This window comes from Emticicia sp. SJ17W-69 (assembly GCF_051209875.1).
GTDB lineage: Bacteria > Bacteroidota > Bacteroidia > Cytophagales > Spirosomataceae > Emticicia.
In genome coordinates, this window is the sequence record NZ_JBNTQY010000005.1 from 15,463 (window position 1) to 33,679 (window position 18,217).

Consider the following 18,217-nt stretch of genomic DNA (forward strand, 5'->3'; position numbering starts at 1 on the left):
TTGACGATAAAAGTCACAAACTTTTAGGGAATTTTTATGATTGTGTCTAATAGTAAACTTCTTCATTTTTTGTAAGCTTCATTTCGTTTGAGCCAGGAGTAAAATCTTTCATTAAAGGCAGTTGTGTGAGCTTCTTGTTCATTTTAAGATTAATATTCTTGGGAAGTTTAAGGTTTTCTTCTTCGGAACAATCTTCAAAGCTATGTTCATACTCGATTTTTCCAGTATTTAAGTTATAATCAAAATGGATATATTCATCACACTTTCCACTTGAGATAGAGACTCCAATTAAATAAAAATCATTGTTTTGAAAACGATACCGATAGGTATTAAAAGTATTCCACCCGCTTGTAATCTCATCAGAAATAACTATAGTCTTTCTTTCAATATCAACACTTGACTCGCCTCCAAATTGGTACGCTTGAATCAGATTAAAAAACTGTCCATTTAATATCCATTCATTACCATTTTTTTGAAAAATAGCTAAACAATGCTCTGCTTCTTCATCTGATTGTTTAGGTTTCTTATAAACAACAACCTTTTCGGATGTACTATCACCCAAAATATCTCCGCTAATTTCTTGGACGATTGTCCAAAGTAAGGGAGTAAAGGCTTCTATGTTTTTAGCTTTTTTTATTGAAATTTCTTTTCCGTATTTCCCTTCTTTAATCTTTCGTTGGTATTCTAATATTTTCAGACGTTTTTTCTTAGCATATTCTGGAATACTTTTCACGGAAGAAAGAGCGAAATCTACTAATTTTAGGTTTAGTGGTTCATTATTTAAAGACACTTCGTTTTCTTTGTAATAGGTAATTTCACGGTGGATAATTTCTTTTAAGAACTCTTTTATGCTTGGGTCTTCTTTGCTATACTCATATCTCGTAATCCAATTACCTTGCTGGTCGTACTCATATTTGTATTTTACATGGTAATAATCACTTCTTAATACTCTTGTCTTTTTATCTAAATAACCTTTAAAAACCAAATTGTCCCAATTGTCATATTTGGCATAGCCCATGTCTTTTCCATAGGCATAATTATCTTCAAATACTTCAAAACCATTAATATTATAGATATATTTTTTAATAGTTGTTGAAGCATGAGCTTCGATATCTTCTATTATTCTTCCAGAATTATCATAAGTATAGTCATAGTATTCCCTGTAATGCCCGCCATCTATGTCTTTTCTTTTAAGTTTGTAGGTATTTCCTATTTTAATATATTTATATTTTGTGTAAGGATTAGAGCCTATGGTATCAAATTCGTCCACATTAAAGCTTTTTGTTTCAATTTCATTGCCATTTGCATCAAAAACTGTTTGAATTTGATAGATTAATAATGAATCTGAACCATAGTTAAATAAATCAACTAAAAGTTTGTCGTTTTTTTGCTTATACTTATAGCTAACAAAATTTCTTATATTTGGTCTATTAACTTCAACAGTAATGTCATCTAATAAGCGTTGGGAGTTATCAAAATGATAATAAGTAAAAGAGGTGTCTCTATAAATACCATTAGAATTAGGCGTAGAAACGGTCAAATACCCTAAAGGAAAAGACTCATTTTTATAAAAGTAGGTAGTGTGACGTTCTCCATAAATAGAATAATTATAGTCGCTAATTAGCCTTTTTGATTTATTAAAATGATAGACAGAGTTAAGCTGAAAGTCTTTATTCTTTTTATCTTGAGCTAATTCATCGGAGGTTTTATTATATATCTTAATCGTTTTTACATTTCCCAACAATTTTAAATCATCGGGTATAAAATCCTTTATGCCAAATTTATCGGGTGAAATAACCTGTGCATAAACTGGATTTAAATTTAATAAAAAACAAAGAAGTGTGTATAGGGTGGATTTCATGATTTTCTAAATATTGATTTATAATCTTTTCAAAACTCTTTCAGGAATCTTATTTTCTTTACGTATTTGTATCATTTGTAGCTTATATGCTTCATACATTTGCTTGGCTTTAGCAAAATCTTTTATCTCCCAATAAGCATCGCCTAAATTTAGATAAGCTACAGTTCTAAATTTATCAAATATTATTACTTTTTCTAAAATGTATATCGCTTCATTATAAAGCTTAAACTCTGCGAGATAATACCCTAAATTATTGTAAAACTCTATTGAATTTGGAATATCTTGATATAGATAAATTAACATATCCATATACTCTTTGGAAAATGTATTTTTAAAATATCCATTATGGTTTTGTTGGAACTCCTTTTTTATTTTCTTTATAAAGTCCGATATTGGAATAAATGCAATTTTTTTTGTAGCTTTAAAATCAATATCTTTTTCAGAAAAAAAATCTATTTTTTTATTAGATGGCTCTCGCCATGTTTTTATTTCATACTGCCCATTATCTGTAATATTATTACCACCTTCTTCATGCCATATTCCATCTCTATGTATTTCGAGTTCTCGAATGTATCTTAAAAACCATTTTTTAGTTAAGGAATCGTGTTTATAAATAAATTCAAATTCGCGATAATAAGTAAAAGAGCCGTGATTAAAACCATATACAAGACTAAAAAAATCAGTTGAAACGGTTCTGCAATTTTGTTTAAAAATGGAATTAAATCCATTGAGTGAAAAAAACATTTCTGAGCCATTTATATACTTTACGAATGTTCCTAACTTTTTAAAAGAATCTAATAACCCATTTTCATGAATTTTTAACATTATTCTTTTCCCAGAAACAAAATAGTCATCTATATGAGGAATAACTATACTATCTAACTTACCTTCTTTTTTTATAAGAATAAAAGGTGATTGTGCGATAGTATTCAAATATGTTACTAAAAATAAACCAGAAATGATAAATGCTTTCATAATTACATTGTTTTTCAATTCATTTCTACATCACTTTTCCTTATCCAACCAATAGTTTTTTTTGTGCCTTGAAATTCTATTCTATACCAATTTTGTACATCTTCAAGAATTTTAACACTGTCATTTTTCACTAAGTAAGCATTCGAGTCTTTAAAGGGTAACATACTTGAAATAGAAGTTCTATCTACCTTAATCGTTCTTTGCTTGGTTTGTTTTAAAGGGTCAATAATTTTAAACTTAATAGCATTACTTGGAGATTTTTTATAATCTACTCCTCGGTTTTCAATTGAATATTTTAATTGTTTTGTTGTCAAGATATTCAGTGGTATTTGTATTGTTTTATCTTTAATTATTACTCCTTTCTTAATAATTTTTCCTTTTTCAATTAATACTTCTGCTCCTTTCCATTGTTGCGTTTTATCTTCACAGAAATACCCATTTTCATTTTTTAACGTAAACTTGTTTAACTCCCAACTACCTTCTAATATAATTTCCATGAAGGCATTATTACTGTATTTAGGATATTCAAACTCCAAAAAATCACAGATATATTCTTCTCTGACTACATTATATCCTTCATTGTTTTTTCTATAACCACAGTAAACTTCTTCATTCAATATCCTTTCATAGTAAACTACAACATTCATTGTACGAGTACTCATAAGAAGATTATTGTTTAAAATATATAAATCAGATGGATCATTTTCATCAAATGAATCAGCCATATTAAAACAACCGATGTGTAAACCATATAATTTATCAAATCTTCTAAAAAAATCCCCATCTGTTTTTAATAAAGACTCTTCGCCTTCTCGGCAAGCCATTTTTTTTAAATTCTCTTTATTAAGTACATATTTAGGGTTATATATTGGTGAACGAATCGGTGTATCACCGAATCCAATTACTCGTTCTCTTGAAAAATGCGTAATAGAACCTAATGAATATTTATTAAAATCTAAGGCAAATTCCGTATCTTTTAGCTTAGGTTTATTACAGTCTTCTTCATATTCTTCATAAGCAAAAGCCCTCCAAAAGCCATAAGGATTAAATTTTGTAGAATCTATTAACTCTATGGATTCTATTCTACCACTAAGATTCAGTGTTCTTTTATTTTGGGCATAAATACTCTTTTGTATTGCAATTATAAAAATCAATAGTTGAATAAGCTTTCTCATTTTTTTATTTTCAATGCATTTCGACATCACTTTTCATTATCCAACCAATAGTTTTTTTAGAGCCTTGAAATTCTATTCTATACCAATTTTGTACATCTTCAAGAATTGTAACAGTATCATTTTTCACTAAATAAGCGTTCGAGGATTTAAAAGGTAATTCACTCGAAATAGAAGCTTTATCTACCTTTATGGTTGCTTGTTTAGTTTGTTTTAAAGGATCAATAATTTTAAACTTTATAACATTACTCGGAGATTTTTTGTAATCTACTCCTCGGTTTTCAATTGAATATTCTAATTGTTTTGTTATCAAGATATTCAGCGGTATTTGTATTGTTTTATTTTTAATTATTACTCCTCTCTTAACAACTTTTCCTTTTTCAATTAATATTTCTGCTCCTTTCCAATGTTGAGTTTTGTCTTGACAGAAATACCCATTTTCATTTTTTAACGTAAACTTGTTTAATTCCCAATTACCCTCTAATATAATTTCCATGAAAGCATTATTACTGTATGCAGGATATTCAAACTCCAAAAAATCACAGATATATCCTTCTCTGACAACATTATATTCCTCACTGTTTTTTCTATAACCACAGTAAACATCTGCCTTATTTAATACTCTTTCATAATAAGTAACAACAGTAGCTGTACGCCAACTCATAAGGAGGTTGTTGTTAACAACATATAAGTCAGCAGGAACAGATTCATATGATGAATCTGTTATGTTCATGCAACCAACATATAAACCACATAACTTACCAAATCTCCTAAAAAAATCTCCATCTGTTTTTAATAAAGCATCTTGTCCTTCTCGGCAAGACATTTTACTAAAATCCTGTTTTCCAAGTATAAATTTGGGATTATATGTTGGTGACATTATAGGTTTATTGCCAAAACCAATTACTCTTTCTTTTGAGAAATAGGAGACTGAACCTCTAGAGTATTTATTAAACTCTAAATCATACGCTGTATTCTTTGTTTTTTCCTTATTACAATCTTCAGTATATTCTTCATAAGCAAAGCATCTCCAAAAACCAAACGGATTAAATTTTGTAGAATCTACTAACTCTATTGGCTCTATTCTTCCGTTAAGATTCAGTGTTTTTTTATTTTGGGCATAAATACTCCACTGTATAGCTACAAACAAAATCAATACTTGAATAGTTATTTTCATTTTTTTATATTTTCAATTCATCTCTACATCACTTTTCTTTATCCAACCTTCGATAATCTTTTTGCCATAAAATCTTATTTTTAGCCATTCGTCTTTTTCTTCTAATATTTCTACTTCATCATTTTTTAGAAGATACATTTTGGAGGGTTTATTAGGAATAGAATAAATAGTTGATTTTGTTACTATAATTTTTGCTTCATCATTGTTTGAACAGTCTTTACTTGGTACATCTAAATACCAAGGATGCTCGTCATTCATATCATGATTTAAATCAATATCTTCTAAATAGAGATTTTTTTTCTTATTTATAAAATTTTCTTCTTCAGATAAGCATTCATCAATAATCCTAAGTTTTTTATTTAATCGGAATCTGTTACTTTTTTTATCGAACGCAAAGAGGTAATAGAAATAAACGCTACTTCTATCTTCTTTCTCTATATAGAAAAAAGTTAAGGGGTTATCTTTAATCTTATTCTCTAATACATTTTGTCTTTCAAACACGATATAATTACAATCGTAACAAGGCATTAAATGATTATAATTATAAAAGTGTTTTTTTGATGATAAATAAATTATAAAATTACCTCGATAAATAGTATCTCTCTTGTTGATTTCACCTTCTGAATCAGTGATAAACGCATAATCTTTCATTCCATCATTGTCAAAATCAGAAGAAAGGGTGTCAATTATATTTTTAAGTTTTATTTTCTTTTTTATATCAAAGACGATACTCTTATATTTTTTTTCGTCAGTAACCTTTAATACTTGAGCAGACGAAATCAGGGAAACGAAAAATAATAAGCTAAATATGAGTAGGTTTTTCATGTTTTTAATTACATTTTGTTGCAGTTTTTATTCTTTTAAAACTTTTTACTCTATCTTTTAAACCATTACATCCCCCATTAACCTTACGTGTGACAGCAACAATACACTCGGAATCTGGGCATTCTTTTTTACATGATTTTGGAGATTTAATATCATCACAGGGGTTAGTACAATTTATTTCGTCAGCAACTGAATTAGCATTTTTTGAATCCCAATGCCAAATTGCTGAAAGAATATACAATTCAGGGTCAGTTCCAACTAAATCTGGATTTGAAAGAACGTCAATATTATCATTATTGATTGTTTTTCTATCTGGCAAATATTTGGGTATCACATTATTGAATTCATTATAATTATATTTACCTGTAAGTTGATGAGCTCCACGACCCCTATATTTCCAGCCATTTCCATTAATATCATCTCCATCACTTGGAACACCATTTCCAAGCATGTATCCATAGACATAATTTGCAAATTTATGAGGATTATTTACAAATTCACTTGGATTATTGCATGCATATTTTCTTGATTCGGAACTTGTTCTATTTATACAAAAAACAGACTTTTCGATTGTTTCAGTGCTTTTAACATAACTATTTAATTGCTCAACATTATAACGAAATTGTAGTACTTCTCCTTCTACTTGTGAAAAGAAATGAGAAATTCTCCTACAAGTATTGATATCAAGTTTGTTAAAATATTTATTTATATATGGTAAATATTTCTCTCTATCGTGTTTTTTTGCACTTGGAAAGATTGTTACCAATTGTTCTAAAGTAATTATTTCTTTATCCCCAGTGCCATTTAAATACTGTTTTAAGCCTACAAGCTCATCAGGATTTTTATCGGCAATGCTTATATAATTAGAAGAAGACAACTCTACGCCATAAACAATAGTATTAGGTGCTTCTGTTCTGTCTTTTAAACCAATATCTATTGCAGATGGTAGGGGTACTTGGTTTACTTTTACAATATTATCACTAAATCTAAGATGTATATCTGTAACTGTAGTTATTCCATCAGATAGAACTAACTTACCGTAATAATCCATTTTACCTTCCGTAACTTTTATCATACCAAAAGCAATTTCATAATTATTTATAATATCACTAATACTAACACTTTCTTTTTTATCAATATTCCCTTGTCTAATGCGAGCTAAAATTGCTCTGATGGCATCGGGTAATTGGTATAATGCCTTTAGTGCTGTTCGTTGTGTTGCTTCAAATGTATTCAAGATATTGGTGTTATATCCTCCTGCTGTAATGGTGTTTGTATAACCTTTTGCCATTTCAGCACCAAAACCTGTACAATTTCCTGCTTGTAAGGCTTCCAATATAGCAGTTTGGTCAAGTGGTCGAGTAAAATTACTGAGTTCACTATTGCCACTATTTTTGAGGGCTTGCTCTACCAATGTAATCATTTGTTGAGCATTGGCTTCACTCATCGTTCCATCATTGTTTTTGAGGAAACTATTGCCATTTTCATCTTTCATATTGCCTATTTTTTCACAAAGCTTTGCCAAATATCCTGTTGCTGCCGTACTCATGGGTATAGGGGTGTCACAGAAACCGACACTGCTTGTAATATTATTGGCAGCTCTACTATTGGCATTATTCGCATTAACTACGCTACTTGAAATACAATCATTAGGAATATCAGGCAGAAACTCAGTTTTATCCAAGTCTGAACGACACACTTCTTTTTTTAGTGTTTGGTCTTCAAAGCATCGAACAATAAGCATAGATGGAATTTCACCTACACTTGCAAATTCAATAATTGGGCGATTGCCTTGGGTATCTTTCAAATCAATGTCTTCATGCAGTAAATCTACTATTTTGTAGTATTGACAAGCATTTTGAATGGTATATTTATAATAATAGTGCGTTAGACCATTGACTATTTTACAAGTTGGATAAGTATTGTCATTTACCCATTTGAGCGTAGGACATTCTTGTTTTGTGATGGTCACATTCTTACTACATTTCGGTCTATCACAAGCAACCGTTCCTTGATAAGAGGTCGGTATCTCTATCTCGAAAATACTTCTATCTACTGGATTTCCATTCCAAGTAATATTTCCATAACAATTGCTTACCACAATGGTGGCAGAACTACTATATGAAGGCATAGCATAAGCAACAATCGCATCACATTTGATGAAATTTATACTTACAGGTTGAGATGGACATGAAGCACTCTCAGCAGTACAAGTAGCTCGATAGGTAATATTGGCAGTAGGGGTAATCTGTATTTCATTACCTACTTGGCCATCCGACCACTTGATAGTCCCTGGGCAAGCATATCCAATAGTTTTTAGTGTAATTGGGGCATCACCATCAATAAAATTAGTCGAAGAAGCTATTGCTTGAAAAGATTTACAAACATCAGGGTTTGGTGGAATATTTTCAGAAACCGTCACTGATACCTCCTTCTCTGGGCAAAATGAGCATCTTGCTTTATATGTTTTGGGCGGTGTAATATTATTGACGGTTTTACTCATACTGGCAGTAGTTGTATTATCCCACCAAATTATTTCTCCTCCATTACATCCTTTTGCTGTAAATGTAACAGATTCGCTTGTGTTAGGTTTGATAAAAGCAGGCGAAGCACTTAATACAAAATCTGGACAAGTCATTGTTACAGTAGCTTGCTGAGTGATTGGCTCACAATTAGACACGTTACAAGTAGCAGTATAAATCCCTGCTTTTAAGACTTTATTCGTGATAGAAGTTTGTCCATCATTTTCTGGGCCATGCCATATAATATTTTCACCAACACAGCCTTTTACTGTGAGAATTGCTGGTTTTGTTGAATTAACAGCTATCGAAGCAGTAGCAGGCTCAACCGTAAAATTAAGTTTTCCATTTACTTTTACTTGGGCAGTTCCTGTTAGCCCACCTTTTTGACAAGTGGCTGAGTAAGTGTTCTCTCCGCAAGTAGTAATTATTACTTTTGCTGTATTTGTGGTAATATTGGTACTATTGCTTGGCCAAGTCATTGTACCACCAGTACAGCCATTAGCAGTTAAAGTTATTTTATCTCCAATATTGCCCACCGTTTTATCTGATAATAGTTTAAAGTCTTCACAAGGAAGTGTAGGTGGTAAATCTACTTTTACATCAATTGTAATGCTTTGGCTACAACCTTCTACAATATCACAGGTGGCGGTATAAGTTGTTTTTTCAAAAGGTCTTACTGTTATTTCGTTTCCTTCTTCTCCATCAGCTTCGCCTCCTTTCCAGGTAATCATCCCTGCTGAACAACCATCTGTAGAAAGAGTAATTGTTTCTCCCATTTTGATGCTCGTTGCCCCATCAGGTGCTGAAGTAGTAATTGCCAAAGTACAAGGTTTTACTTTTATTGTGACCGACTCTGCATATTGCGGGTTACTACATTTGGCCGTATAAGTGGTAGTTTGTGAAGGGGTTACATACGTTTCAAAAGCTTCATCTATTTGCTCGGTTCCTTCAAACCATGTTACTTCACCTATACACACTGAATTTTCTGTAACTGTCAGGATTGCTTCTTCTCCCATTTCAATACTAGCAGGAGCTTCAATGGCAAAACAATTCTTACTTGATATATTCAGTGTGACATTTTGTTGAACAACTATTTTATTTTCGCTTACACATGTGGCTATATATGTGGTGGTTTGTGTCGGCGGTGTTGTGATTTCTATATTATTTCCTTGAATATTTAACTCGGCGGTCGGTGAACTTGTCCATGTTACACTTCCACTACAATAGAGTGCTTCCATTTTGACAGGATATTCCGTTTCGCCGAGATTCAATATTTTTTCATCATGCGATTTTGGTTTTCCTGAAAGGTCATTTGATGTAACAAGTAGCCCCAAAAGAACAGGATTTTGGACATAGGTTTTGGCAACACAGGAGTTTTTCCCACAAATGGCAGTATAGTTTTTATCTACAGGCGGAACACTGATACTTGGTTGTTGAGTTAATTTACCTTTTATTCCCCCACTGCCATCGTCCCATTTTACTGTATTTCCTGCACTACACCCAACTTGTGTTAGTGTTATGCTCCCATCCACTTCAAGTTTTTGAGTAATACTAAAATCACAAGCACTTTTCTTACTTGTCATAATCATTGATTTTTGACAGGGATTTACTCCATCTGAGAAATTTGCTAAAACGGTAATAGCACCATCAATATTATCTATTCTATATAAATTACCTTGACTACTTGGGTATTTATCGGCATCACCTGTATATGACCATTGTATTGTAGGATTTTTATTCTGTTGGCAATCAATTGCAAAGAGATAACTTTCACAATTAACTAAATTGAGAAACCCACAAGAATATTTAGAAACATCTTTTAAGTAAATATCTCCACAACCACAATTTGCATCTTTTTTTACATTGACTGTTGTACTTGCAAAACATGTTCCTTCATTTGTGGTACATGTGGCAGTAAATGTTGATGTTTCAGTTGGTCGGATAGTGATAGTATTTTCAATACCCAATCCATTATTCCATGAAAAATTGCCACTACAACCATTAGCCTTTAATGTTAAAGGATAGCCTTCTTCGATACTCGTTGCAGACGGATTAATAACAAAGTCTTTACATGCTGCTGCTTGTACGATAATGGAAGTAGTGCTTGTGCAAGATTTAGTTTCTATGCCGTCACTAACTTCACATACTGCCATGTAGCTTGTATTTTGTGAAGGTGTTACTGTCAAAGTTTTTTTATCTGAGGTTAGATTGCCAATTTCTCCATCTTGCCATGTAATTGAGCCATCTGATTTGATAATACCAATATCTTATCTTACTAAAATTGGGATATTATAACTTTAGCTCTTGGATTCGGTTTGAGTACAATTCTCTTAAAAACTTAATGGATTCACTATGGGTCTTTTTTTCAATAGCTTTATCTCTATTTTCAATCCACAATCTTTGCTCTTCTCTAAATTTCTCCCCTTTTAATAATACTAACTTCTTATAAATATACATTAAATCTCTATCTAAATTTGAAAGCTCTACATCTCTACAAATGACCTTTTCAGCTAAACTTCTCGCCCTTGAACAATCGAATGAAGGAGAAATGTCAAATGGATAAAGATTATAAAAGGGGACTTCATTCAAATCCAAACTATCAAGCCTATTAATTATTAATTTATTCATTTCTTTAGATTCTAAGACATATCCGCCAGGTAAGTTAAACTCTGAAAGACCTTCTTTATAATCCTTCTTTAATGAAAGATAGCTTGTTGGAATACAAACGCATCTATAGTATATCTGTTCATTCTCAAAACTAATACTGTAAATTTCTTTTGATAATTGAGTTCCTGAAAAATTTTGATTTGAAAAAGAATTATAAAACATGCCACTATAATTACTGTCTGTTTTGTTTGATACATATTTTTCGACCATTGAATGGCAAACATCTCTCGAAAATGAAATTGTAGTATTTAATTTTGAAAACTCATCTTGAGATTTGTCATAAAACTGTCTGGCTATTAATGGATTTACAAGAGTATAATTCATAATAGTAAAATAGTTCGCCTTTTTTTTATATGGCAAACTTCCATTCTTATAAGAAATTTCAATGGGAGTATACTGCAAAACAGGTTTTTGCTTTGTCTGTGCCAGACATGATAAAGATATGCTAAACACTAAAAAAATAATATTTTTCATTTGTTATAAATAGTTTTTTCTATAGAATTTTCTTCTTTTTTATACCTAATTTTTATAATATTTTCCCAATCCTTAATAGTGCCTCTATTGGCTTTTACATATAATTTTCTTGCTGCATAAACACGTTTAACATATTCTTGCATAGAAATATTACTTGCAGTTTGCTTCATTGTTGTTTTTTGAGTTTCTGATGGATTTAATTTAGGAAAATCCGATAAACTTGGAGAACAATCAGAGTCTTTAACATTTAAAATTTGGATTTCAGAGCATTCTGTATAGTCCTTAAATAATGCCATCATAAAAATTCTAAATGCACCACCATGTTGTACCCCTAATGAATAACACATCTCCTTTAAAGCTTCTTCATCGTTTGAATCTAAATTCTTAAAAAGATTTAACTCACCAAACATGTTCATTATTTTATTATAGGTAGGTTTATAATTCTTTTCTGAGATAAATTCATGAGCCAAACCAATAAAACTCATGTTATTACAAACCTTCTGAAATTCTTGAGTTAATTCACAAGTTGAACATCCCTTTTTAGAGTTAATATTTTTTGCTTCATTAATGATAGCTTCTGTAAATCCACTATATTCATTTTTGAGTTTATCCTTATAGTTTTTTTCTAACCACTCAATAAATTCATTCAATTTTCCTGTTTTAACTGCCATTTGATGTTTGCCATAACTACAACCACCAGATTCATCATACCCAATATCACATGGATTTTTTGATTCTTCAGAGGCAGATAACCAACCATATTCTCTACCACTTTCATATTTATACGGCGTTGATTCATTACTTTTATTAACTCCTATCCAGTCTAACATTTTATTTGCTTTTTCTGCACTTTCAAAATCAAAAACAAATACATTGATATTGTTTAATGAAATATTTATTTTTTTTTCACTAATAGCATCTAACTCTATCTTTAAAGCAGTTTCTATAATCGTACCTTTATCCAAAAAATCTTTAGACATAGATAAAGAAACTTTACCTAAATTAATTGAACTTGAAGGGGTTCCTGCTTGAACATCATCTTCCTGTGTTTGTAAACATTTTTCTGGCAAATCGTATAATTGTATATTTGTTTGCCCTAATATCTCTAATTTCAAAGCACTTATTATCACTCCAATAGACCAACAATTCCCATTCTCATTTAATTTAATTTTTCTTAAATCAGGGTATATTTCATCTAAACTCTCAACAACATTATCAATCAAATCAGGGTCAGTAGCTAATGTATTAAAATCTTCCTTTAAAGAAGTACCTTCTACATCTTTTACCAAACCATCAATGGCTGTCTTACATTTGTCTTTATCTGATGCAATCTCCAAAATCAAAGCATCAGAAATGGCTGGTAGGTTTATACCTTCAAAAATAGGATTTTCAAGAATTGTTTTTTTTATACTTTCTACTTTTTCTTTGGTTATTGGGGCTTCCATTACCAATTTACCATTGTCACAAATTAGATTTTTGAGAATATCACCTATGGCTTTCTCAGTCGTAATAAAGCCTCCGCAATTGGCATTGGTGCTTTCGACATTATCCTCTGCTGTTGCAAGTCGCTCATTATTAATATTATCTTCAATATTTATGATAGAATTTGGACTGTATATTTTGTTTGGGTCAATTGTAACACTTATTTTACAGTAGCTGCCATCCTTTTTAGTACATAATCCCCAGTAAGTTTTATTTTTATCAGGAGTTGGTACAAACAAAGCAAATCCTGCACCAGTTGAAGAAAGGGCTTGAGTTCTAATTGTTCGAGCTTCGTTTTCATACCACGTTAATGTATTTCCATTGCTAATACATACTTTATCTAAGATTGCTATTTCATTCGGTTTTTTACCTGTACTCCAATTTTCAGGTCCTCCTATTGCCCACACAGCAAATTTATTGTTACTATTATTAATTGGTATATTTCCATCAGGAGCATTAGTTGGAATACCAAAGACAACATTTTTGTTTGAACCGTATATTGAACAATCTTCCTTTGTTAAAGTTTGAGGAATATTAAATATAGGTGGTGTAAGATTGACAGAAACAGATTGCGTTATGTTTACCCAAATCCAAACTTTTGCTTTACAATAGGCAGGATTTCCTTTGATGTCTCCACATTGCACAGTATATGAGTTTGATATATTTCCTGTTGGAACAGTAAAACTAACATTATTTGCCGGTGGTGCAGTTTGCCCCCATAAATTCGGATTATCATCAGATTGCCATTTAACCCACCCAGCACATCCCACAACATTTATTGTGGCATTAACATTTGCTATATATGATGGTTGATTGGTCGTTACAGAAAAATCACAAGGGTGTGGTGGTAAATAATTAGTAACAGGTTTTGTAGCGGTAATGACTACTCCAATAGGTTTTTGATACTGTATATTATTAATGAAACAGGTGGCAGTATAGGCAGTAGCTCCTTCTTTGATTGGTATAACAGAAATATTAGTACCTTGACTGCCATTATCCCACTTTACTATACCAGCGGCTTCGCCATTAGTACAATTTAAAGCTGTTAAAGTTACAGATTCTCCCAATATAATAGATTTTGCAATTGGGGAAACTGTAAATATAGGGTCAGTTACCTTTATTTCTTTTTTTACAATGATGGTTTCCCCTGCAAATACACAAGTAGCTTCATAAGTAGTATTTTCTAATGGCTTGACTTTTCCGCCCACTCCAAGTGTTTGTGTCCAAGTAACTGTTCCAAAGTTTTTGCCATCATCACAACCTTTGGTACTTAATGTTATTTCAGTACCTCTCACTATGCTTGATGCATTTGGGTTTACTATTATTTCAAATGGGGTACAATCGGTAGGTGGAATGGTAGGCGTTTTGCTTTTATCTTCTATTTTAGGTATATATGAAATCGTAAATGGACATTCTCGAACAGACTGATTTAGACCTAATCCTGACGAGCCTTGTACAATGGTCATACCTTCAAAGATTGTAGTTTTTGTAGGGAGTGAAAAAGTCTTGTAATAACGTCCATCTTTAAGAATACTTTCTGTATTATCACCAAGCCATTTGATAGATTTTACATAGGGGTAGCCGGGAGTATTCGACGAAATTTGAATAGTATTATTTAGCACTGAAAGTGTGTGTGGATTAGTATTGGCATATTCTCCACATACGACATTTGGTCTTGAAATAATAAGCTCATCCGAAGGACAACTTTTGTCTGATAAAGTGCATATTGCTTTAATTTTTGCTTCTCTATCTCTCTTAATGTTACTTATTTTATACTGATTTGGTGATATGGCTTGCCCTATTATTTGGTAATCTCCATCAAAAAACCAATCTAATTTACCATAAGAGCAGCCTAAAGCTGTAACCATTACAGAGCCACTTGGTGTCCCAAAACCACTAACATTTGCATCTAAATCATTTTGAATAAGCTTCAACTCACATTTTACATTAATTTTAGGGAGTTGAAAAGCACATGCTTCACCGCTACTATTTTTACAATATACCGCATACGTTTGTGAGCTTGTGGGGGTATTTAACCAAATTTTATTAGTGTTTACAGAAGCCCATTTTTCATCTTTCCAAATAACATCACTGCTACAACCTTTTACGATTAAACCGACTTCTTCGCCTTGTATAATTTCATAAGTGGTAGCTCTTGCCACAACATCAGAACATTTTTTATCAACTGTTATTTGTACTTTATCATTACAAACTTTTGTTTCTCCATTCTTAAATTCTATGGTACAATTTAACTCATAAGTAGTTGTTTCATTGGGTGTTACAGTTATGCTTCTTTGGTTAGTAATAGGCATTCCTTCTCCCCAACTAACTATATTAATACATGATGGTGATGCTGTAAGGGTTGCAGTTGTACCTTCTACAATTCTCATAGCCGTAGGTTCAATTAATCCACGACATATACTACTTGTAAAATCTCCTTTGGCTGGGTCGCTTTCAGTATTATTACCCACAGCAACAATGCTATACTCGTAATTTTCATCAGGCACTAAATCCTTTAAGGTTACGGTATTAGATTTAGGAAAAACAACGCTTATAATACCTTTTTTATCTTTATAAACTACCTTATAGCTATCATGTAATTTGTTTTTATCCCACGTTAAAGTCAAAGTATTGTCATTTACTTTTACTTGCTTTACATTTTCGGGCATTGGTAGCTTATTTTGTAAAGTAGTAAATGTTCCATTATGATAAACATCCACCACTTTATCTCCTATATACCCTTCAATCTTAAACCCATATACACTATTTTCGTGTAATTTTTTAAGTGATAAACGATTTGATGTAATTGTTTCAATCAACTCACCACTGTCAGCAGTTTTGTAGCTTATTACATATTTCGTAAAATGGGGGTCGTCTTGCCAGGTGATAGTGGCATCATTATAACTGATATTCGATGCTAAAACATTTTGTATTTTCGGTAGCTTAGGCTTTAGCTCTTCCTGTAATGCCTTGATTTTCTCAATTATTGCATCAATCTTTTCCTTCAAATTAGGTATAATTGGGTAAGTAGTTCCTTTTTCTGTGGTTTGCTTGTCATTATCAAGTTGGCTAATAATGGCTTTCATATCTTCCATTATTTCTAATATTTTTGGATTACTTTCTTCAGCAAACGTTTCGGCAAATTTCTCTTTCCAAGTGCTGATGGCTGTTTCTATGCCTTTGGTATAAGTCAATAAATCTTGCTTTTCTTGTGGTGTGGCTGTTCCTTTTGTAGCTATTTGCTCACCTTTTTCTTTGTATTTGAGCAAAGTAGCTTCCAAATCTCCATGAAATATCGTTGGGTCGGTCAACTTGATGATGTCGGCAATGGTTTTGATTTGTTCATTTTGCAGTTCACTTTGACTAATATTTCGATTACGGAAATAACCCGTGTCAGGAACTTGATAAACACAACCACCATGCGTACCTTCTTCTCCCTTTTTAATCTTTACTCCTGAAAACTCAACTGCCATAAAAGCACCATCCAGGAAAGGAAGTTTCACTAAGCCTTTACCCGAAAAAGCATTTCCATCTTCCACTTCTGTTATCAAAACGGCATAATCATAAATGCCTAATACATCGCCAACAGCAAGTGATTCTAAATCATCACCTTCAGGAATCGGGACTGTTGGGTGAGTTGGGCTACATTCTTCATAAGAACTGGCATTATTGGCACATTTAGGTTTAATTATTTTTTCAAATATATCTGCTACACTCTTGGGTTTAATTGAAGTTCCATCGCTCAATAATTCAACTTTGATGCTGAATGGATCAAGAATGGCTGGGTCTAATTCTTTTATTTCTTCATCAAATATCGAATCATTGATAGTAAATTCAATTGGGTCAGAACTTGGGCTGCCAATGACAGGATTGCTATTATCTAAACCACCAAAAGCATTGGTATTGACACCACAACTAGAGCTAACTTTAAATTCATAAGCAGTTTTGTCTTTCAAATTAGAAATAACCGTACTTTTTCCATCAACTGTTAAATTATTCCAAATATTACTTTGGCTTTGTTTGTACCAAACTGTTGTCGATGTTTCATCATTTTGCTCCCAAGTGAGTTCTACTCTACCTTTTTCAATCGGATTAATAATCAAACCTTCGGGAGCTAAACAAGGCTGTCCAAAACTAAAACTCACGACTTGGCTTTTGCCTTCATTTTCATAATCATCAAAACCGTTTATGTCTGATTCCTGTACTTGAACCACATAACGTTTACCTTTTTCTAAGGCGATATTTGCTGCTCCATAGTTGAAATAAGGAGTTGTGGTAGTTATTTCAATAGGTTGAATGCCACTATTGGCTACCATATTTGGGTCTTCGCCAGCATTTAATGGATAAATACGGAGTTTATAAGTTTTTCCTTGAGCAGCATTGAATGAAGCTGTGCTTCGACTTGTCCAAGAAAATAAGATATTTTGAGGATTTGTAACAGGAAGAATAGCTCCTTCTTGTGGAATATTGATGATGGGCGGATAATTTTTGAAAACATTCATCAAAGCCATTCCTGTATTGGAGACTTGCCGATTTCTGTCAATTTCATAGGCTTCAACAGTCCAAGTATAAAGTCCTTCGGGTAATCTTCCACCTGCATACAAAGCACTTATGTCAATGCCATCTACAACCAAGTTGGAAATATTAAAATATTCGGCCAAGTCTGCCGAAGTAAGCAAGGTTGCACTACCTGGATTTAAGTGAATAGTTTGACTTGGAATAAACCCATCAACTGTACGAATGTAAACACCAACACCTGATAGACGAATTTTAAGATAGACATCAACCGAAGGTTTAGTCAAATCTTTGAGCAATAAATGTACCTTAAACATCTCAGAACTGGTACTAATCTCCGACCATTTCAAAGAGAAGCTTGGCTTAACGATAGGTGTACACGTAACTGGATAGTTTTGTGCAAATACACATCCAAAGTTTGAATTTAAAAGTAAAAACAAGATATAAACTGGAAATACCTTTACTTTATTGAATTTTATAATTTGGTGGATAGTCATAATAAATGTGTTTTCTAATACATTATTTCACACTTTACTTATTAATAGTT

General features: G+C 32.0%; 8 protein-coding genes. All 8 read right to left on the reverse strand.

Going from position 1 to position 18,217, the window contains the following annotated elements:
* Window positions 1-46: 46 nt before the first annotated feature.
* The gene (locus tag ACQUQZ_RS25150; protein ID WP_435357986.1) at window positions 47-1,861 is read right to left on the reverse strand and encodes a hypothetical protein; all 1,815 of its coding nucleotides are present in this window, start codon (window positions 1,859-1,861) and stop codon (window positions 47-49) included.
* 18 nt (window positions 1,862-1,879) lie between these two features.
* Window positions 1,880-2,836 carry a tetratricopeptide repeat protein gene (locus ACQUQZ_RS25155; protein WP_435357987.1) on the reverse strand — a complete coding sequence of 319 codons (957 nt, stop codon included), beginning with the start codon at window positions 2,834-2,836 and terminating at the stop codon, window positions 1,880-1,882.
* Between the two features lie 14 nt (window positions 2,837-2,850).
* On the reverse strand, window positions 2,851-4,011 hold the full coding sequence (locus ACQUQZ_RS25160) for a hypothetical protein (protein ID WP_435357988.1): 1,161 nt from the start codon (window positions 4,009-4,011) through the stop codon (window positions 2,851-2,853).
* Window positions 4,012-4,021: 10 nt separating this feature from the next.
* Complete coding sequence (locus ACQUQZ_RS25165) at window positions 4,022-5,185, reverse strand: hypothetical protein (protein WP_435357989.1); 1,164 nt, start codon at window positions 5,183-5,185, stop codon at window positions 4,022-4,024.
* 12 nt (window positions 5,186-5,197) lie between these two features.
* A complete protein-coding gene (locus ACQUQZ_RS25170; RefSeq protein WP_435357990.1) occupies window positions 5,198-6,010 on the reverse strand; it encodes a hypothetical protein in 813 nt (270 codons plus the stop codon).
* 4 nt (window positions 6,011-6,014) lie between these two features.
* Entirely contained in the window at window positions 6,015-10,718 is a 4,704-nt protein-coding gene (locus tag ACQUQZ_RS25175; protein ID WP_435357991.1) for a glycoside hydrolase family 19 protein, read from the reverse strand.
* 103 nt (window positions 10,719-10,821) lie between these two features.
* Window positions 10,822-11,673: a lysozyme inhibitor LprI family protein gene (locus tag ACQUQZ_RS25180; RefSeq protein WP_435357992.1), complete on the reverse strand. Its 852-nt coding sequence runs from the start codon at window positions 11,671-11,673 to the stop codon at window positions 10,822-10,824.
* Complete coding sequence (locus ACQUQZ_RS25185; protein ID WP_435357993.1) at window positions 11,670-18,167, reverse strand: fibronectin type III domain-containing protein; 6,498 nt, start codon at window positions 18,165-18,167, stop codon at window positions 11,670-11,672. Before ACQUQZ_RS25185 ends, ACQUQZ_RS25180 begins: the two co-directional genes overlap by 4 nt.
* Window positions 18,168-18,217 lie beyond the last annotated feature (50 nt).

What these genes read in the sequence shown, in the direction of transcription:
- ACQUQZ_RS25150 (WP_435357986.1), bottom strand. Translation starts at nt 1,861, where the DNA reads ATGAAATCCACCCTATACACACTTCTTTGTTTTTTATTAAATTTAAAT.
- ACQUQZ_RS25155 (WP_435357987.1), bottom strand. Translation starts at nt 2,836, where the DNA reads ATGAAAGCATTTATCATTTCTGGTTTATTTTTAGTAACATATTTGAAT.
- ACQUQZ_RS25160 (WP_435357988.1), bottom strand. Translation starts at nt 4,011, where the DNA reads ATGAGAAAGCTTATTCAACTATTGATTTTTATAATTGCAATACAAAAG.
- ACQUQZ_RS25165 (WP_435357989.1), bottom strand. Translation starts at nt 5,185, where the DNA reads ATGAAAATAACTATTCAAGTATTGATTTTGTTTGTAGCTATACAGTGG.
- ACQUQZ_RS25170 (WP_435357990.1), bottom strand. Translation starts at nt 6,010, where the DNA reads ATGAAAAACCTACTCATATTTAGCTTATTATTTTTCGTTTCCCTGATT.
- ACQUQZ_RS25180 (WP_435357992.1), bottom strand. Translation starts at nt 11,673, where the DNA reads ATGAAAAATATTATTTTTTTAGTGTTTAGCATATCTTTATCATGTCTG.
- ACQUQZ_RS25185 (WP_435357993.1), bottom strand. Translation starts at nt 18,167, where the DNA reads ATGACTATCCACCAAATTATAAAATTCAATAAAGTAAAGGTATTTCCA.